This is a genomic window from Pseudomonas sp. BIGb0176, from assembly GCF_024810175.1.
In the GTDB taxonomy this organism is placed as follows: domain Bacteria; phylum Pseudomonadota; class Gammaproteobacteria; order Pseudomonadales; family Pseudomonadaceae; genus Aquipseudomonas; species Aquipseudomonas protegens.
On record NZ_JANUEC010000004.1, the window covers coordinates 502,290 to 520,370 of the forward strand.

The 18,081-nt window shown below is 67.5% G+C and carries 12 protein-coding genes; 2 read left to right on the top strand and 10 right to left on the bottom strand.

Going from position 1 to position 18,081, the window contains the following annotated elements; genetic code table 11:
- Positions 1 to 7 precede the first annotated feature (7 nt).
- Both recG and M2395_RS25420 read left to right on the top strand, forming a co-directional pair.
- The gene (recG, locus tag M2395_RS25415) at positions 8 to 2,083 is read left to right on the top strand and encodes an ATP-dependent DNA helicase RecG (protein WP_123431110.1); all 2,076 of its coding nucleotides are present in this window, start codon (positions 8 to 10) and stop codon (positions 2,081 to 2,083) included.
- Positions 2,084 to 2,162: 79 nt separating this feature from the next.
- Positions 2,163 to 3,563, top strand: coding sequence for an aminoacyl-tRNA deacylase and HDOD domain-containing protein (locus tag M2395_RS25420; RefSeq protein ID WP_123431111.1), 1,401 nt, complete (start codon positions 2,163 to 2,165; stop codon positions 3,561 to 3,563).
- 58 nt (positions 3,564 to 3,621) lie between these two features.
- Here M2395_RS25420 and M2395_RS25425 read toward each other — a convergent pair whose 3' ends face one another.
- The 10 genes from M2395_RS25425 to M2395_RS25470 form a co-directional block, all read right to left on the bottom strand.
- A complete protein-coding gene (locus M2395_RS25425; protein ID WP_015637475.1) occupies positions 3,622 to 4,005 on the bottom strand; it encodes a hypothetical protein in 384 nt (127 codons plus the stop codon).
- Between the two features lie 140 nt (positions 4,006 to 4,145).
- Positions 4,146 to 5,075: a type VI secretion system-associated lipoprotein TagQ gene (tagQ, locus tag M2395_RS25430; protein ID WP_011064242.1), complete on the bottom strand. Its 930-nt coding sequence runs from the start codon at positions 5,073 to 5,075 to the stop codon at positions 4,146 to 4,148.
- An 83-nt stretch (positions 5,076 to 5,158) separates the two neighbouring features.
- Positions 5,159 to 6,841, bottom strand: a complete 1,683-nt coding sequence (locus tag M2395_RS25435) for an SUMF1/EgtB/PvdO family nonheme iron enzyme (protein WP_232643851.1) — start codon at positions 6,839 to 6,841, stop codon at positions 5,159 to 5,161.
- Positions 6,842 to 6,863: 22 nt separating this feature from the next.
- Positions 6,864 to 8,066 carry an ABC transporter permease gene (locus tag M2395_RS25440; protein ID WP_015637478.1) on the bottom strand — a complete coding sequence of 401 codons (1,203 nt, stop codon included), beginning with the start codon at positions 8,064 to 8,066 and terminating at the stop codon, positions 6,864 to 6,866.
- On the bottom strand, positions 8,066 to 8,782 hold the full coding sequence (locus M2395_RS25445) for an ABC transporter ATP-binding protein (RefSeq protein ID WP_123431113.1): 717 nt from the start codon (positions 8,780 to 8,782) through the stop codon (positions 8,066 to 8,068). Before M2395_RS25445 ends, M2395_RS25440 begins: the two co-directional genes overlap by 1 nt.
- Positions 8,782 to 11,865 carry a serine/threonine-protein kinase gene (locus M2395_RS25450; RefSeq protein ID WP_123431114.1) on the bottom strand — a complete coding sequence of 1,028 codons (3,084 nt, stop codon included), beginning with the start codon at positions 11,863 to 11,865 and terminating at the stop codon, positions 8,782 to 8,784. The genes M2395_RS25445 and M2395_RS25450 overlap by 1 nt, the downstream gene beginning before the upstream one ends.
- Positions 11,866 to 11,867: 2 nt before the next feature.
- Entirely contained in the window at positions 11,868 to 12,602 is a 735-nt protein-coding gene (locus tag M2395_RS25455; protein WP_053160444.1) for a PP2C family serine/threonine-protein phosphatase, read from the bottom strand.
- Positions 12,603 to 13,256 carry a type VI secretion system-associated protein TagF gene (tagF, locus tag M2395_RS25460; protein WP_123431115.1) on the bottom strand — a complete coding sequence of 218 codons (654 nt, stop codon included), beginning with the start codon at positions 13,254 to 13,256 and terminating at the stop codon, positions 12,603 to 12,605. It abuts the gene before it with no gap.
- On the bottom strand, positions 13,253 to 16,759 hold the full coding sequence (gene tssM, locus M2395_RS25465) for a type VI secretion system membrane subunit TssM (protein WP_053160448.1): 3,507 nt from the start codon (positions 16,757 to 16,759) through the stop codon (positions 13,253 to 13,255). Before tssM ends, tagF begins: the two co-directional genes overlap by 4 nt.
- Positions 16,756 to 18,081 (bottom strand): DotU family type VI secretion system protein, encoded by a 1,326-nt coding sequence (locus M2395_RS25470; RefSeq protein ID WP_011064250.1) that lies wholly within the window; start codon positions 18,079 to 18,081, stop codon positions 16,756 to 16,758. The genes tssM and M2395_RS25470 overlap by 4 nt, the downstream gene beginning before the upstream one ends.

The window sequence follows — 18,081 nt, forward strand, 5'->3', positions numbered from 1 at the left end:
GCTCGCAATGACTGAGCTGTCGAAAGTGCCGGTCACGGCACTCAAGGGCGTCGGCGAAGCCATGGCCGAGAAGCTGGCCAAGGTCGGCCTGGAAAACCTTCAGGACGTGCTGTTCCACCTGCCCCTGCGCTACCAGGACCGCACCCGCGTGGTGCCGATCGGCGCCCTGCGCCCTGGCCAGGATGCTGTGATCGAAGGCACCGTCAGTGGCGCCGATGTGGTCATGGGCAAGCGCCGCAGCCTGCTGGTGCGCTTGCAGGACGGTACCGGCGGCCTGAGCCTGCGCTTCTACCATTTCAGCAATGCGCAGAAGGACGGCCTGAAGCGCGGCACCCGCGTGCGCTGCTATGGCGAAGCCCGGCCCGGCGCCTCGGGCCTGGAGATCTACCACCCGGAATACCGTGCCATCAGTGGCGACGAGCCGCCGCCGGTGGACCAGACCCTGACACCCATCTACCCCCTGACCGAAGGCCTGACCCAGCAGCGCCTGCGCCTGCTGTGCCAACAGAGCCTGGCCCTGCTGGGCCCGCGCAGCCTGCCCGACTGGCTGCCGGAAGAGCTGGCCCGGGACTATCAGCTGGCGCCCCTGGACGATGCGATCCGCTACCTGCATCACCCGCCGGCGGACGCCGATGTCGACGAACTGGCCCTGGGGCACCACTGGGCCCAGCACCGCCTGGCGTTCGAGGAATTGCTGACCCACCAGCTGTCCCAGCAGCGTCTGCGCGACAGCCTGCGCTCCCAGCGCGCCCCGGTGCTGCCATTGGCCAGGAAACTGCCGGTCAAGTACCTGAAGAACCTGGGCTTCGCTCCCACCGGCGCGCAACAGCGCGTGGGCAACGAGATCGCCTACGACCTGAGCCAGCCCGAGCCCATGCTGCGGCTGATCCAGGGCGACGTGGGCGCCGGCAAGACCGTGGTCGCCGCCCTGGCCGCCCTGCAGGCACTGGAAGCCGGCTACCAGGTGGCACTGATGGCGCCGACGGAAATCCTCGCCGAGCAGCACTTCATCACCTTCAAGCGCTGGCTCGAGCCCCTGGGCCTGGAAGTCGCCTGGCTGGCAGGCAAGCTCAAGGGCAAGGCCCGCAGCGCAGCCCTGGAACAGATTGCCGGTGGCACACCGATGGTGGTGGGCACCCACGCGCTGTTCCAGGACGAAGTGCAGTTCAAGAACCTGGCCCTGGTGATCATCGACGAACAGCACCGCTTCGGCGTGCAGCAGCGCCTGGCCCTGCGCCAGAAAGGCGTGGGCGGCCGCCTGTGCCCGCACCAGTTGATCATGACCGCCACGCCGATCCCGCGAACGCTGGCCATGAGCGCCTACGCCGACCTGGACACCTCGATCCTCGACGAACTGCCTCCCGGTCGCACCCCGGTGAACACCGTGCTGGTGACCGACAGCCGGCGCATCGAAGTCATCGAGCGGGTACGCGCCGCCTGCGCGGAAGGGCGCCAGGCCTACTGGGTCTGCACCCTGATCGAAGAGTCCGAGGAACTGACCTGCCAGGCCGCGGAAACCACCTTCGAAGACCTTTCCAGCGCCCTCGGCGAATTGCGCGTAGGGCTGATCCACGGCCGCATGAAGGCCCCCGAGAAAGCCGCGGTGATGGCCGAGTTCAAGGCCGGCAACCTGCAACTGCTGGTGGCCACCACGGTGATCGAGGTCGGGGTCGACGTACCCAATGCCAGCCTGATGATCATCGAAAACCCCGAACGCCTGGGCCTGGCCCAGTTGCACCAGCTGCGCGGCCGGGTCGGGCGCGGCAGCGCCGCCAGTCACTGCGTGCTGCTCTACCACCCACCGCTTTCACAGATCGGTCGCCAGCGCCTGGGCATCATGCGTGAAACCAACGACGGTTTCGTCATCGCCGAAAAGGACCTGGAGCTGCGCGGCCCCGGGGAAATGCTCGGCACCCGGCAGACCGGCCTCCTGCAATTCAAGGTCGCCGACCTGATGCGCGACGCCGACCTCCTGCCGGCGGTACGCGATGCCGCCCAGGCCCTGCTGGAGCGCTGGCCGGACCATGTCAGCCCGTTGCTGGAGCGCTGGCTACGCCACGGACAGCAATACGGCCAAGTGTGAACCAACACTCAGTTAGTGAACCCTCGCCATAACCAAGCTGGTTATACTCGTCAAATTGTAGAAAAACGGATACCAGACCATGACAGAAGTTGCCCTCGACATTGCAACCCCACACGCTCCGTCTGTTATCCGGTTGCTGCTCGGCAAGCTGGCCATCAGCTACAACGAAGTGATCGACCAGCCGGGCCTGCCGGCTGCGCGCAAGGTCCAGGCGGTACTGCTGGACGACGCCGTCGGCGCGCTGATGGTGCTGTTCCCGCAGAGCCAGTTACTGGACCTCAACCGCCTGGCCGAACTCACCGGCCGCCGCCTGACCGCCGTTTCCACCGAACGCCTGGAGCGCATGCTCGGCAAGCACAGCCTGAGCCTGCTGCCCGGCCTGCCGGCGCTCACCAGCTCACCGTGCCTGTACGAAGAAAGCCTGCTGCGCGAGCCCTGCCTGCTGATCAACTCCGGCGAGCCCGGGTTACTGCTGGAGATCACCAGCGAAGCCTTCAAGAGCATGCTCAGCAAAGCCAGCGCCGGCAACTTCGGCGAGCCCCTGAGCAGCATTCGCCCCAACCTCGACCGCCCGGACGATGACCGCGAGGAGATCTCCCAGGCGATGCAGGCCTTCACCGCGCGGCGCATCCAGCAGCGCCTGGAAGCCACCATCGAGATCCCGCCCCTGGCGGAAACCGCACAGAAGATCATCAAGCTGCGGGTCGACCCCAACGCCACCATCGACGACATCACCGGTGTGGTGGAAACCGACCCGGCCCTGGCCGCCCAGGTGGTCAGCTGGGCCGCCTCGCCCTACTACGCCTCGCCCGGCAAGATCCGCTCGGTGGAAGACGCCATCGTCCGCGTGCTGGGCTTCGACCTGGTGATCAACCTGGCGCTGGGCCTGGCCCTGGGCAAGACCCTGAGCCTGCCCAAGGACCAGCCGCAGCACGCCACGCCTTACTGGCAGCAGTCGATCTACACCGCCGCGGTGATCGAGGGCCTGACCCGCGCCATGCCCCGTGCCCAGCGCCCGGAAGCCGGCCTGACCTACCTGGCCGGCCTGCTGCACAACTTCGGCTACCTGCTGCTGGCCCACGTGTTCCCGCCGCACTTCTCGCTGATCTGCCGGCATTTGGAGGTCAACCCGCACCTGTGCCACAGCTATGTCGAGCAGCACCTGCTGGGTATCAGCCGCGAACAGATCGGCGCCTGGCTGATGCGCTACTGGGACATGCCGGAAGAGCTGTGCACCGCCCTGCGCTTCCAGCACGACCCGAGCTACGACGGCGCCTATGCCGAGTACCCGAACCTGGTGTGCCTGGCCGTGCGCCTGCTGCGCAGCCGGGGCATCGGCTCCGGGCCCCACGAGGATATCCCCGACGCCCTGCTGGAACGCCTGGGCCTGACCCGGGACAAGGCGGACGACGTGGTGAGCAAGGTGCTGGAAGCCGAAGTACTGCTGCGGGAACTGGCTTCGCAGTTCAGCCAGGCCTGAGCCCATTCGCCGGCCAGCCCGCTCCTGCAGGAGGCGGCTTGCCGGCGAAGTTTCCCGGTCAAGCCTTGGGCTTGGCCTTTTTCGGTTTCAGGTACTTGGTCAGCCCCTGGAACCAGATCACCAGGGCCGGGTTGCCCTTGATCTGGATCGACTTGTCCTGAATACCGGTCATGAATGCCAACTGCTTGTTCTTCGCCTGCAGGGTGGCGAAGCCGTAGGCGGCATCCTTGAAGGCGATGGCGAATGCCGGCTCGGGATAGAACCCCGAACGGCTGGTGACGCGCTGGTCCTTGACGAAAAAATGCCGAGCAACCTTGCCGTCGAGCGTCTGCAGCTGGAACACCAGCTCCTTGTCACCCAACTGTTGCTGGAAAGCAGGATTGTTGCGGCTGGCTTTGCCCATCAACAGGCCAAGCACCCAGAGAAGAAAACGGAATTTCATGCACGGCGCCTCAGTGGAATTATTGGATGGCCGGCGCAGTTTAACCTGTAACTCGAAGAGCGCCAGCCGATCTGTTCGATTGCTCGGAGATCGGCTGGCGTTCAACGCTTATCGCGACATCTTGTCAGACAATCGCCAACTCAGACGTTAGGGCAAGGCACCGGTGCCCAGTCACCCAGGTCCGGGTTCTTGCACATGCTGTTGACCTGGGTCTGGCCGGTGGTCGCGACCTTGTTGCTCTCGGCCTGCTTGATCTTGGCATCCTGGATCGACCTCTCGGTGCTCACCGCTTCCTGAGGCACGGTCGGCAGCTTGGGCTGCTTGACCTTCTGTGGCTGTTTTCTCTTGCCACCGGTGGTCACCGTGGTGGTATCGGCGGTGGCGACTTTCACCACGTCGGTACGCTGCACGCCCACTTGCTGCAGATCCTGCTCGTAGGCCTGGTTGTACTTGCTCAGGTCTTCGCTGGCACGGCCGTTCACCGCGGTGATCAGGTCGTTGGACTCTTTCAGGCCGCTGACGATTTCCGCCAGGCGCTTGCGCCCTTCCACGTCATTGATGGTATTGGCCTTGCGGGAGCTGATCAGGCTGTCGAAGGCGCGCTGGTAGCAGGTCTGGGAAGCGCGGGCATAGGCCGTGCTGCGGTCGATGTCGGCCGCGCTCTTGTTGACGTCGGCAGCGTAGGAAGCGATGCGCTGGTTGTCGTCGGCGATCTGCTTCTGGCGCTCGGTGTAGTAACCGGCTGCGCCACCGGCCAGGGCACCGCCTGCGGCACCGATGGCGGCGTTGCGGCCACGGTGGTCGCCGTCACCGGTCAGGGCACCGAGCAAAGCGCCGCCGGCAGCGCCCAGGGCAGCACCGGTGACCACCGACTTGGTCATGTCCGAATCCGTGGCGCGCAGGTGCTGCACCGGCTCGTAGCAGCTCGGGTAGTACTCGACTTTGGTGGTCGAGGCGACCTTGGACACCGGAGAGGTCGCGCAACCGGTCAATACGGTGCTGAACCCGGCGGCAACCAACAGCAGGTGACGCTTGGACGTTGAAGCAAATGGGTTGCGGGAAAAAAGCATGTTCGTGATCTCGATTAAGTTTGACCAACTCGGCGCGACGCAATGTCGTCCGAGATCCTCCAGGCTCGACAGACAGCGGCCGGTCATGACTTCTGACCGGTCGATGCGAGCAGTTCCTTCAAAATCGTCGCCGGGTCGGCTCGCCGTTGCTGGCGATAATTCCCGACATGGCGAACGAATAACGTAGCGCGCGTCACCAGGCTCTTGCCGAGCACCGGCTTGCGATTGAGCTCTTCCTTGATTCGTTGAAATTGCGCCTGGATCACCGCGTCGGTGTAACGGGTGCCCGTGGCCAGGTTGTCGATGTAGATCGCCACCGCCCCGTCCAGCGCGCTGCGGCCGTTGTCGATGGCTTCGGCGAACAGCTTGGCGCTGGGCTCGTCCTTGGCATCGATGGCCTGCTGCTGGCTCTTCTTCAGGTTGGTCAGGCGGATGTTGTAGTTGTTGATGGTCTCGGCCACCAGGGCCGACGACTGGATCAGGTTGCCGGCCGCCTCCTCGCGCTGCTGGGCGATCAGCGAGACGTTGCGCTTGAGCTCTTCGTTGACCAGCCCCAGCTCCGCCTGCAGGCGCGGGTCGACGCTGGCGGCGATGATGGCGTCCAGGCGCTTGGTGGGGTCCTGGGCGTCGTCGATTGCATCGGTCAGGGACGCCAGGCGGCCCTCCTTCTGCCACTGGGCGAACAGCTCCTTGTAGCGCGAACGGGGCGCCGACAGCGCGCCGATGGCCACCCGGAAACCGGTGGTTTCGTTGCTCTGCTCAGTGCCGTCGGCGCCAAACAGCGGGTACTCGCGGCGCATCCCGGTGAACAGCGTGCCTTCGCCTTCCAGGTAGTTGCCGCCCTTGACCACGAAACCGCCGTAGGTGCCCTGGCGGCGCCCGGCGCGCACCAGCTGGAAGGACTCCTGGACCATCTCGGCAGCGTTGCCGATCACGTCGAACAGGCCGATGGGGTTGGGCAGCTTGGTACCGATGGGCATCAGGCGCGCGGCCTGGCCGGTACCGCCGGCCACCTGGTTGAACACTGCCCAGTCCGCCAGCGGGCCGTCGTCTTCGCTGCCCTCCACGCGCCGCGGGAACAGGCGGCCTTCCAGCTCCTGGCGGCTGACCGCCTGGCCGCCGCGGGCGGCGTATTCCCACTCCACCTCGGTGGGCAGGCGCACAAAGCCCAGGCCACCATCTTCCGAGGAACTGCCACGGCCGCTGACCGGCAGCAGGTCGCGGTGGTTCTTCATCAGCCAGGCGCTGTACACCGCGGCAAAGCGCTCGGCCTCGAAGCGCGACAGCTTGACCTTGGGCAGGCGCCCTTGCAGGCCGTCCGGCGCCTCGCAGGCCGGGGCCGGCTCGCCACTGGCCAGGGACTGGGCCTGGGCCATGACCTGGGCGTACTGGCGGGCAGTGACTTCGTACTTGCCGATGAAATACAGCATTGGCTTGAGGGGCACCCCGGCGCCGCTTTTCGGCAGCGCCGGGCCAATGGTCTTGCCCCAGGCACTGGGCAGGTCCTTGAGGGTGAACTGGCCGTTGATGTAGTCCCGGCGGTAACCGGAAATGAACGACTGCTGGTAACCGCTCTCGCCCTCGCTGAAGGGGTAGCCGAGGTTCACCTCACGGTCGTCCAGGGTGCCCTGGGCCAGCACGTAGACGTAGCGGAACACCATCTCGCCGTCGCAGGGCAGCGGCAGGCTGACGTCATCCGGCAACGGCTTGGGGTTGTCCATCTTGTTCGCCGGCTCTTCGGCCCACACGGCCCCGGCCAGGGTCATGGCCAGCACGGTGCTGATCAACTTATACATCGCGAATTCCTTCACAGGCTTCTATGCGTGACACCCGCCAGCCGCCCAGCGCGGCGGCCAGGGTACTGACGCCCAGCGTCGCCAACAGGGCCAGCCCGTAATGGGCCGGCAGCAGGTGGCTGGCGTATTCGCCGGGCGCCTGCATGAACAAATGATTCAGCCCGGCCTGGGCCAGGCCATACAGGGCGCCGCTCAACAGCGCGGCAAAACCGGCGCTGTACAGCGCCTGGGCCACCACGAACAGCAGCAGCGCACCGGTGGAAAACCCCAGCAGGCGCAACACCGACAGCTCCCGGCGCTTGCGCTCCACCGCCGCCAGGGCCCCGGCGAAGATCGCCGCGAAGGCACCCGCCAGGGCCAGCCCGGCGATCACCCAGAAGACGATGGCCAGGTTGCGGCTCAAGGACTGCACCTGGGCTATGGTCTGGGCCTGGGTCGACACCAGCAGGCCGCGCTCGGCGAAATACAGACGCAATGGCTCGACATCCCCCAGGTCGCGGGCATACAGGCGAAACGCCGGGTAAACCCGCTGCCCGGCAGTTGCCTGGGCATCGCCGAGCCAGCCCAGGGCCGCCACAGCGCGTCCGTCGCGGTAATCCTCGGCGGCCTCCAGCAGCGCCAGCGGGGCGAACAGCGCGTCCCGGGCAAAGGCCTCCAGCGGCAGAACGCCCTCCACCTGGACCCGGGTCCGCTGTACCTCGCTGCGCCCCGCCACCTGCCGGCCAAAGGTCGCCTGCAACCAGTCCCCCGGCTGCACCCCAAGCTTCTCGGCGGCGGTACGGCTGAGCAGCACGCCACTCATGCCCCGGGGCGCCGGCAAGCGCCCGAGCAAGGGGTCGCCGGCCGCGGTGGGGAGCATTTCCACGGTCAGGCCGATATCCCCCGTGCCCCGGGACAGGTCCGCGGTGGCGGCGATCTGCCGGGTACGCGGTAAGGCAAAGGCCACGTCCGGACGCTGCCCCAACTGGGCGATGAAGTCGGCGCTAAAGCGCCCGCCGCCCAGGGGAATGATCTCGCGCACCGCCGGGTCCTTTTCCAGGCGCTCGGTGAGGCTGCTCACCAGCCCGAACTTGAGCCCGAACAGCACCAGCAAGGGGGCGATCACCGCCACCAGGGCCAGCACCGAACAGGCCGACAGCCAGCTGTCGGCCCGGTAGTCCTGCCAGGCCAGTGCCGCGGTCAGTGAGGCGCGCATCAGCAGGCCTCCCCAAGCGTGGCAGTGACTCCGCCATCGGCGTCGCGCTGGCAGGCGATGCGTCGTACCTGCAAGCCGTTGGCCCGGGCCAGGGGTTCGTCGTGGGTGGCGATCACACAGCACACCCCCTGGTCCCGCGACTGCTGCACCAGCAGTTGCATCACCCGCTGGGCGTTCAAGGGGTCCAGGGCCGCTGTCGGCTCGTCCGCCAGCAATACCTGAGGGTTGTGGGCCAGGGCCCGGGCGCAGCTGACCCGCTGGCGCTGGCCCACCGACAGCGCGGCGGGTTTCTTGTGCAGCTGGTCGGCGATCTCCAGGCGCTCGGCCAGGCGCCGGGGAATGCCCTCGTCCGCCAGCCCCAGCAACTGCCGGGGCAGGCTGATATTCGCGCGCACGTCGAGAAAGCCCAGCAGGCCGCCGGTCTGCAGCACATACCCCAGGTGCCGGCTGCGCAACTGCGCCAGCGCGCTGTGGCCGTCGCCGCGCCAGATCCCGGCAATGTCGATGGCATCCCTGGCCGGGGAGAACTCGAAGCGCGCCGCCGAATCCGGGGCCAGCACCAGCGCCAGCAGGTCCAGCAGCGTGCTCTTGCCGCAACCGCTGGGGCCGACCACCGCCAATTGATCACCGGCACGCAGTTGCAGCCTGGGGATCACCAGGCTGTAGCGTTGGCGACCATCGCCGCGGCTCTTGTGCACCTGCGCCAGATTGAGCATCACGGCAGGGTCGACAACGGAACGCGGTACAGGGCATCACCCGGCTCGGCATCACCGAAGCGCACCCAGTTGGCCAGATCGTTATGGAAGGTTTCGTAGAGGCGGATCTTCGAATCCAGCTCGTCGATGAAGTCTTCCTGCTCGGCCACGCTCAGGGACAGCCACAGGTCCTGGGTCATGTTCAGCGACTTGCTGCGGTACGGCAGGCCTTCCAGGTATTCCCCCAGCACGCCGCCGTCGGCCAGGTTGCCGCCCTTGCGCAGGGCCGACGGGTCGCGGCTCATGTAGGCACTGGCGCTGGCGATTTCCTGGAAGAAATCCTTGGGCGAGGTCTGGGTCTTGCGCGCCGCGTCGACGATCAGTTTCAGCGACTGCTGCAAGTCGTTGAGTTGCAGCTTGGTGAGCATCACACAGACCTGGAACGCCGGCAGCGCCGGGTTGGTCAGGTCGCGGTCGGCGGTCCAGGCGCTGACCAGCTGGGGCGCCTGGCTGGCGGACTTGCGGCCGAGGAAATCCATGTGCATGGCGTAGCCGATGGCCGCCGACTTCTGCGCGATGCTCGGCGCCGCCGCCAGCACCGGGACTTCCTGGCTCTGGTTGCTGCGCACCTGATGCACCAGGTCGGCGAACACCGTGCCGATCTCGTCGACCCGCTCGCCGAACTTGCCCACATCGCCACCGGGCACCGGAATGTACAGGTCGCCGATCTTCGGGTTGGCGTCGGCGGTCAGCACCCGGTACTGGGTTTCCGCCTGGGCATGGTTCTTCTTGCCGGCGTCGGTGCGCAGGTGCAGGGCGTAGATCTTGATCTGCTTGCCCAAAGCCGCCTGGCGCACTTCCGCCTCGTTCATCTGGGTGCGGCTGTAGGGATCGTTCTTGCGCAGGGCGCCGGCATCACTGACCAGCAGGATCAGGCGTCCGCCGTAGCCCTTCCAGTCCATGCCTTCCACCGCCTGCATGATCCCGGCGAAAGCGTCTTCGTTGAACGAGTGGCTGGAGACGCTGGTGGCCTTGACCTGGCTCACCAGCTCCTGGAAGCGTTGGGGATCGCGGCCCTGGTCCAGGGTCACCAGGGTCTTGGTCACGTACTCCAGGCCCGGGGTCTTGCTGGTGTTGTTGCGAAAGCCCACCAGGCCGAAGCTGACGCTGTCCAGCTCGCCGCGCTGGGCGATCTTGCTTTGCAGCTCGTGCACCACATCGCGCACCTGGTCGATGTAGGGCTGCATCGACACCGAGGTGTCCACCACCAGCACCACCGCAGTGCGGAAGGCATCGCCGGCCGCCGGAGGAGCATTGGCCGGCAGGCGCTTGCCGCTACTGTCACTGATGCTCTGCGGGCTGTTGCCCGGGTCGATGGAAGCCACATTGAGCAACTGCACCGGCTGGCCGTTGTCGTCGAAACTCTCCTTGGAATCGAAGATCGGCAGCAGGTAGAACTGGTCCTGTGGCACCGCGCTGGCGTTGGGTTCCAGGGCCAGCACCTGCTGTTCGTCCTGGGGGTTCTTCTGTGCCTTGAGCAGCAGGTTCTTGGCCGCCGCAGGGTCCGCCAACAAACGCTCCAGCTCGCTGGCCTGACGCACGAACATCACCGGTGCACGACCGGAACGCTCGGTGAATTTCAGCACCAGGCTCTGCTTCCAGTCGCTGACCTGTTCGGCCGGCAACCAGCCGGCGCTGCGACCGTCACTGGCGGCCCCCAGGCGCAGCCAGGAGCGGCCGTCGAGGTTCTTGCGCTGATACACGTAGAGCACCGAGAACGCCGGCACCGCCTGGCCCGGCGCAGCCCCAGGCTCGCTGGAGAAACTCGCCCCTGGCTTGCTCAGCACCCGCTGGAACAAGGTTTTCTTGCCCGGCATCAGCAGCGGTCGCTGGCCGCCGTCGACATCCGCGGCCACCGGCTGACTGGCCGGGGGCGCCACCACCGCAGGCGTGGTGCCGGCTGTCGAGGCGGTCTTGGGTTCTGGCGCCGGGCTGTCGCCCGACAGCCACCAATAACCGGCGCCCGCCACTGCCAGGGCCACCGCCACGGCGACCCCAGCCAGGGCCAGCACCGGGCCGCGCCGCTGTTCGGAAGGCCCGCTGCCGGCTGGCGGCAGATTGGCCGTGCGCGGCGGCGCGGGCGGCTCCTCGGGCGGCTCGCGGCGCGGCGCCGGTCGGGGCGCCTGCTGCGGGATCTCGATGGACACCGGGGTCAGCCCGGCCAGGTCGTTGCCCTGAGGTACAGGCTGCGACGCAGCCTGGGGTGGCAGCGGCAAGGGCTGGATCAGCGTCGCTTCCACCTCGGCGGTGGCGGCCGGCAGGTTGTCCAGGGCCGCCAGCAAGGCGGCGGCATCCGGGTAGCGCTCGGCCGGGTCCTTGGCCAGCAGCTTGCGCAGGATGTGCTGGTAGCGACCGTGGTGCAGCGGCAGCTCCGGCAGCGGCTCCGTCAGGTGGGCCAGGGCCGTGGACAGCGCGTCGGTGCCGTTGTAAGGCAGCTCGCCCACCAGGATTTCATACAGCACCACCCCCAGGGCATAGAGGTCGGCGCGGCCGTCGATGTCCTGGCCACGAGCCTGTTCGGGGCTCATGTAGCTCGGGGTGCCTACGGCAAAACCGGCCTGGGTGAACTGGGTGCGGTCGTCCAGGGACTTGGCGATGCCGAAGTCCGAGAGCACCGCGGTGCCGTCGGCGCGGAACAGGATGTTGGCCGGCTTCACATCGCGGTGTACCAGCCCCTGGGCATGGGCATAGCCCAGGGCCGAGGCGATCTGGCGGATATAGGTCAGGCCCTGCTCCGGGGTCAGCCCGGCGGCGATGCGCTCTTTCAGCGTGCCGTTGGGCAGGTACTCCATGGCCATGTAGTACAGCTCGCCGACATTGCCGATGTCGTGGATGGTCACGGTGTGCGGGTGCGACAGCCGCGCCAGGGTCTTGCCCTCGCGCAGGAAGCGCTCGCAGAAGCTCGGGTCGGCGGCCAGCGCCGCGGCCATCACCTTGAGTGCCACCTTGCGTTCCAGGGAACGCTGGGTCGCCAGGTACACGCTGGCCATGGCGCCTTCGCCAATTTCGCCCTGGATGTCAAAGCCGGGAATCAGAATGTCCATGGTCAGTGTCCTGCGGCCTTGATCACGATGGCGGTGATGTTGTCCGGAGCGCCCCGGGTCAGGCCCAGGTGGATCAGGCTGCGCACCACGTCATTGGGCTCGCTGTGGCTGAGCACGTCACGCAGCTCAAAGTCCTCGGCGGTCTTGTTCAGGCCGTCGCTGCACAGCAGGAAGGTGTCGCCGTCCTGCACCTGCAGGTCGACCTGGGACAGCTCCAGCTGGGCCTCGACGCCAATCGCCCGGGTCACGATGTTGGCCCGCGGGTGCACCCGCGCCTCGGCCTCGCTGAGCAGGCCGCTGTCCTGCAGGTCCTGGACGTAGCTGTGGTCCCGGGAAATGCCTTCCAGCTGTTCGTCCCGCAACCGGTACAGGCGGCTGTCGCCGGCCCACAGGCACACGGCCCGGGCCCCGCGCACTGCCAGCAGCACCACGGTGCTGCCCATCATGGTCACCCCACGGTTGGCGGTTTCCTCGCGCACCGCGGCGTTGACCGCGGCCAGGCCGTTGCGCAGCGCGGCGACATAGTCGTCCAGGCTGTCGGCGGCCGGAACCGCCCGCAGGCTGTCGACGATCAGGCTGCTGACATAGTCCCCGGCGGCGTGCCCGCCCATACCGTCGGCCACCAGCCACAGGCCGGTCTCCGGGGCTTCGAGCCAGGCGTCTTCATTGATTTTCCGCACCATGCCGACATGGCTGTAGCTGGCGGACTGGTAGGACAGTTGCGGCGCTGAACGCATTTAGACGGCACCCTCTTGTCCGAGCAAAAATTGCGCAAATTCACTGGCCGGCGGCAGGCCCTGGCAGCGCAACAGCATTGGGCTGATGTACTGCGAACCGCGCCCCCACCAGGCACTCGATCCCGCGCAGGCCTGGGCCGCGAGTACCGCGCCCCGGGCCTGTGGATCGCTGACGTAAAACCGCTGCAGGCCGGCGTAGTGGCTGCCTTCGATCCGGCTGGCCGGGCTTGGCGCGCCCAGGGCCTGCAAGTCCTCTTCCAGGGCTTCGAAACTGGCGCCCTCTTCCAGGGTCGCCAGCAACAGCTCTTCCACCTGTTCGAACCACTGCTCCGGGCCGCCGACCAACGAAGCCAGGTCAGCCTCGGGCTCCAGCAGCGCAGCCACGGTCAGGGGGAAATAGCGCCCCACCCGGTCGATGCTCGGCATCACCACCCCGACCGCCGCCTGGGGCCCGCAGACCCCAGGGGCCAGGGCGAAGCGCCACAACGGGCTGATCAGGTAGGCGTTCAGCCACTGCTCGCCCAGGGCGTTCTGGCTGGCCAGCAGCCCCGCCGCCAGCCAACTGTCCCAGGGGCCGATGAAACTCTGCGGCAGGCCACGGCTGACAAAATCGCCGCGGCTGGCCAACTTGCCGTACAGGCCGGGCGTCGTCATAGCCGCTCCGGCAGGCTGAAGCCACTGAGCACTCGGCTCTTGAACGGGTTGAAGGCGCTGCTGGCCCGCAGCTCGTAGGAAATGCTCGCACCGTCCACCCGTAGCCGCAGGTTGAAGCGGTCCGGCGAATTGGTGGCGGTCAGGTCCGACTGCTCCAGCAGGCGGAACCAGGCCCAGGGGCCATCCAGGGTGATCCCGGAACGCCCGGTGGCCGAAGGCGGCATGATCGACAGGCGCACCACGCCGATGCTCCCCGGGTTGGGCCATTGCATGGCCACCGGCCGGCTCGGGCCGTGGTCGTAGCTCAGTTGCTGGCCGTCCAGGTCGAGGAGGAACTGGCTGATATTGGCGTCCATCGCCACCGGTTTGAGTTCGAAACGCACGGCCGGCTGGGTACCGCCACTGGAGCGGAAGAAGGCGTCGCGAATGTTCGAAGCGCGCTGGAAGGTCTGCAGCACGCCAGGGGAAATCCCCAGCTTCTGCGCCGCGCCTGGCTGCCAGCTCCAGGTGGTGGTCGAGGTGTTGACGTAGGGCTGCAGGTACTTGCGGAAGTAGTTGTCCATCACCCCGCCGGTGCCGAAGAACTGGCCGAAGTCTTCCAGGGTCGCGTCCCGGGAGCTGCCCGGCGACATCGGGTAACGGCCGCTCAGGGACTGGCGATAGACGTTCACCACTTCGCTGACCCAGGCCGCGTTCAGCTGGTTGCGCACCCCGCCCATCATGGTGTTGGTGGTGGAGCCCACCACCGACTTGACCAGCCCCTGGACCACCGGAGGCTGGCGCTCGGCGGTCAGGCTGACCCGCGCCGCAGCGGCGCTGGCCTGGTTCTTGGCCTCGCCCAGCAGCGCGTCGCCGCTGGCCCCGACCATGGCGCTGACCTGCACGTACAGGGCGTTCATGTCCGCCAGCAGGCCGTCGATGGCCGCCGGCTCGCCCTCGCCCTTGCTCACCAGGCTGTTGAGTTCGGCGAAGTGCGCGCTCACCGGGTCTTCGCTGCTGGCCACGGCAGCCGGGTTGGCCGACTGTTCCTGGCCCAGCAGGGTACCCAGGCGTTGCTTGAGCTGGTCCACACCGCCCTCGACCTTCTGGCCCTGGGCCGCCAGCAGGCGTTCTTCCTGTTGCAGGTCGGTTTCCTTGGCCACGGCCACCAACAGTTTCTTCAGCGGCGAAGTGGGCCCGGACAGAATCCGCAGCACGTCGGCGGCCTGGGCCACGCTGGTGATCGGCACGAAGTCGATGTCCGCCAGCAAGGCGTCCCACTGGCGCAGGTAATCCTGGAAGTACAGGCGGCGCACGTCGGCGGCAAGGCTGGCGACGTTCTGCTGGTCGGCCTGATCGCGACCCAGCACCCACTGTTCTTCCGCCAGGGTGCCTGCCTGGTTGAGGCTGGCCAGGAGGAAGCCCTGGCGGTAGCCCTTGGCGGTAAACAGCCCGCTCAGGGGCTCGCTCAACGGCTTGCCGCTCTTGCGGGTGAACACCAGCGCGGCGTCACGGCCACCGGCCTCGCTGAGGCGAAAGTCCGGCACGCCGTCCGGCAGCTTGGCGCGCTTGACCCGGTCATACACCCGCTGGGCCACCGGCAGCTGCTGCAGCTGGCGGCGCAGGTCGTCGATCAGGCGCTGGTCCAGGCGCGCGTTGGGCGGATGCTTCTCGAACAGCGCCTGCAGGTGGCCGGTCAGGGCCTGGCGTTGCTCGGGCGGCAGGTCGCGGGCCAGGGTGTGATCCCAGTCCAGGGTGATCCAGGCCTTGATGAAGTCCGGGTCGTAGTGCTCGCTGTCCGCCAGCATCAGGTAGGCCTTGAGCCCCTCGTAGAGGAAGTCCGAGTTGCCGCCGCTGTGCAGTTGCTCTTCGATGCGGGTCATCAACCGTGGGGCGAACACCGCCACCAGCAGCTTGCGATAGACGCTGGCGGACTCGGCTTCGAGCATGTCGCCCTGGTACAGGCCCAGGCCTTCGGCCCAGCCCGGGGCGTCGCCGGCCAGGTGGCGGGTGGCGTTGAGCAGCGGCAGCACCGCCAGCACATCGCGCTGGGCCGGGCTGAGGTTCTGCACGTCCTGGCGCACCGGGCCGACGCGCTGGTCGACCTGGGCAATGTAGGCCTGGTTGGCCCTGTAGCTGATGATCCACAAGGTGCTGACCACCAGCACCAGGGCTACGGTGCCAGCCAGGGCGCCACGGGCGATCCATTTGCGCCGGCGCTCGACCTTGGGGTTGACCCCCACCAGCCCGCGCTCGGCAAAGGCCACGGCACTGAACAGCTTCTCGATGAAGTAGCTGCGCCCGGTGCCGGTCTGCCGCGCCAGGTGCTGGCGGTCCAGGTTCATGCTCTGGGCCATGGCGCCGATCAGGCGGTCGATCGGGCTGCCTTCCTGGGTGCCGCTGGTGAAGTACACCCCGCGCAGCAGTACCCGCTCTTCGAAGGCATTGGGCTTGAACACCCCTTCCAGGAAGCTCTGCAAGGATTCCTTGAGCGCTGCGAACTGCTGCGGGAAGCCGTAGATCAGGTCGCGCCGCGCCGGGTCGCGTTCCTGCTGCAGGCGTTCCACCAGGCGCTCGTTGAGCCGCTGCTCCAGGGCCGCCAGTTCCGCCGGCAGGTGGGCCAGGGGGCTGTCACCGCTCTTGCCGTCGTCCAGGGCGAAGGTCATGCCCCAGACCTGGGCCCGCTCTTCCTTGCTCAGGGAGTCGAAGAACTCCATGAAACCCGGCACCAGATCGAGCTTGGTGAGCATCAGGTAGATCGGGAAGCGCACTCCCAGCTGGGTGTACAGCTCCTGGATCCGCAGGCGGATCGCTGCGGCGTGGGCAGCGCGCTCCGCTTCGCTGCCGAGCAACAGGTCGGAGAGGCTGATGGCAACGAAGGCGCCATCGATCGGCCGCCGCGAGCGCTGGGTTTTCAGCAGGTCGAGAAAGCCCAGCCAGGCTGCCTTGTCCACCGTGGCATGGCTGTCCTGAGTGGTGTAGCGGCCGGCGGTATCGAGCAGCACGGCCTGGTCGGTGAACCACCAGTCGCAGTTGCGGGTGCCGCCCACGCCGCGTACGGCACCGGCGCCCAACTGGGCGGCCAGGGGGAAATGCAGGCCGGAATTGACCAGTGCGGTGGTCTTGCCGGAACCCGGCGGACCGATGATCACGTACCACGGCAGCTCGTAGAGATTGCGTCGCTCGTCACCGCCGAGCTTGGCCTTCTTCAGCAGCGCCAGGGCTTCGTCCATGCGCTGGCGCAGGGCGGCCAGTTCCTCGGCAGTGGCCACGCTGTCCGGGTCCGGCGGGGTGTCGGCGGCCAGGCTCTGCAAGACCTTGGCCGCATTCCGACGGGCCTGGATGATGCAAAACACCCGGTAGCCGATCCATAGCGCGAAGATGAAAATGATCAGCGCCCAACGCCGGCCTTCCGGTACCAGGAACTCCAGCAACGGGCCAATGAACCAGATGATCAGGCTCAGGGCGATCAGCCCCAGCAGCGGGATCACCCAGCGAATCACAAAACTGAAAAACGCCTTCACTCGACCCCCTCCGCCAATACGCTGATTTCTACCCGACGATTACGTGCCCGCCCTTCGGCGGTGGCATTGGTTGCCAGTGGCTCGGTGTCGCTGCGGCCTTCGGCGCTGAAGCGCTCCGGCTGGCCAGTCTTCGCCGCGAGGATCTGCAACACCGATTCGGCGCGCGCCTGGGACAGCTTCCAGTTGGACGGGAAGCGCAAGGTGGCGATCGGTCGGTTGTCGCTGTGGCCGGTGATCCGCACCTGGCCCTTGACCTTGCGCACGGCGTCGGCGATGCGCAGCATCAGCGGCTGGTAGTCGTCGAGGATGCTGGCGCTGGCCGAGGCGAACAGCTCGTCGCCACGGATGGTCACCACCGAACGGTCGACGGCATCTTCCACCGCCACCCGCCCGGCCTTGATGTCCTCGGCGAGGAAGCCCGCCAGGCGCGGACGCTCGACAATCTTCGGCTGGATCACCGGGCGGTCCAGGGTCTGCACCGGGATCTCGCCCAGGGCATGGATGTTCTTGAACACCGGCTCGGCGTCCGCCGCCAGTTTCAGGCGCAGGCCGAACAGCAGCGCCAGGAGCAAGGCCACGCCGATGGCGATGCCGACCCAGGGCGGCATGAACTGGGCCAGCCGGTCACGGGCCACGGTGACCCCGCGCCAGTGTGGCGACAGCTCGCGCTCGTGCTCGCCACGGGCGCTGCGGATGGTGGCCGCGGTGCGCTCGCGCAGGGCCTCGAGCTGGCTGCGACCATCGATCATCACCCGGTAGCGGCCTTCGAAACCCAGGCACATGCACAGGTACAACAGCTCCAGCAGGTACAGGCGCTCGCGCGGGCTTTGCAGGCAGTGCTCCAGCAGCTGGAAGACCTTCTCGCCGCCCCAGGCCTCGTTGTGCACGGTGATCAGCAGGCTCTGCTTGCCCCAGTCGCTGGTGCTGCCCCAGGGCGTGCTCAGCACGGCTTCATCCAGGGCAGTACAGAGCGCATAGCGCGCCAGCAGCACGTCGTTGCGCGGCACGCCGGCCGCTTCCGCGCGCTCCTCGAACTGGCGCAGGTAGGCCAGCAGTTGCGCCCGCAGGCTGGCCGGCGCCGGGTGCGCCAGGGTGCTGCGCAGCCTTGTGAGCAAGGCCAGCAGTGGGCCCGCGGCGCTTTCCAGGGGGTTCAGGCCACGGGCCTGGCCGGCCGGCAGCGGCGCCGCCGGCATGGCCAGCGACGGCGCGGGCGCAGCAGCCGGGCGCCCGGGCTCGGGAGCACGGCCACCGGGGCGCGGCATGAATTGGGTACGGTCGTTGGGCGGGGACGGCTGCCCTGGCGAATCGTCGAAAGGATGCAT

What these genes read in the sequence shown, in the direction of transcription:
- M2395_RS25445 (WP_123431113.1), bottom strand. Translation starts at nt 8,782, where the DNA reads ATGCTCAATCTGGCGCAGGTGCACAAGAGCCGCGGCGATGGTCGCCAA.
- tagQ (WP_011064242.1), bottom strand. Translation starts at nt 5,075, where the DNA reads ATGCTTTTTTCCCGCAACCCATTTGCTTCAACGTCCAAGCGTCACCTG.
- M2395_RS25470 (WP_011064250.1), bottom strand. Translation starts at nt 18,081, where the DNA reads ATGCATCCTTTCGACGATTCGCCAGGGCAGCCGTCCCCGCCCAACGAC.
- M2395_RS25435 (WP_232643851.1), bottom strand. Translation starts at nt 6,841, where the DNA reads ATGACCCTGGCCGGGGCCGTGTGGGCCGAAGAGCCGGCGAACAAGATG.
- M2395_RS25455 (WP_053160444.1), bottom strand. Translation starts at nt 12,602, where the DNA reads ATGCGTTCAGCGCCGCAACTGTCCTACCAGTCCGCCAGCTACAGCCAT.
- M2395_RS25425 (WP_015637475.1), bottom strand. Translation starts at nt 4,005, where the DNA reads ATGAAATTCCGTTTTCTTCTCTGGGTGCTTGGCCTGTTGATGGGCAAA.
- recG (WP_123431110.1), top strand. Translation starts at nt 8, where the DNA reads ATGACTGAGCTGTCGAAAGTGCCGGTCACGGCACTCAAGGGCGTCGGC.
- M2395_RS25420 (WP_123431111.1), top strand. Translation starts at nt 2,163, where the DNA reads ATGACAGAAGTTGCCCTCGACATTGCAACCCCACACGCTCCGTCTGTT.
- M2395_RS25450 (WP_123431114.1), bottom strand. Translation starts at nt 11,865, where the DNA reads ATGGACATTCTGATTCCCGGCTTTGACATCCAGGGCGAAATTGGCGAA.
- tagF (WP_123431115.1), bottom strand. Translation starts at nt 13,256, where the DNA reads ATGACGACGCCCGGCCTGTACGGCAAGTTGGCCAGCCGCGGCGATTTT.
- M2395_RS25440 (WP_015637478.1), bottom strand. Translation starts at nt 8,066, where the DNA reads ATGCGCGCCTCACTGACCGCGGCACTGGCCTGGCAGGACTACCGGGCC.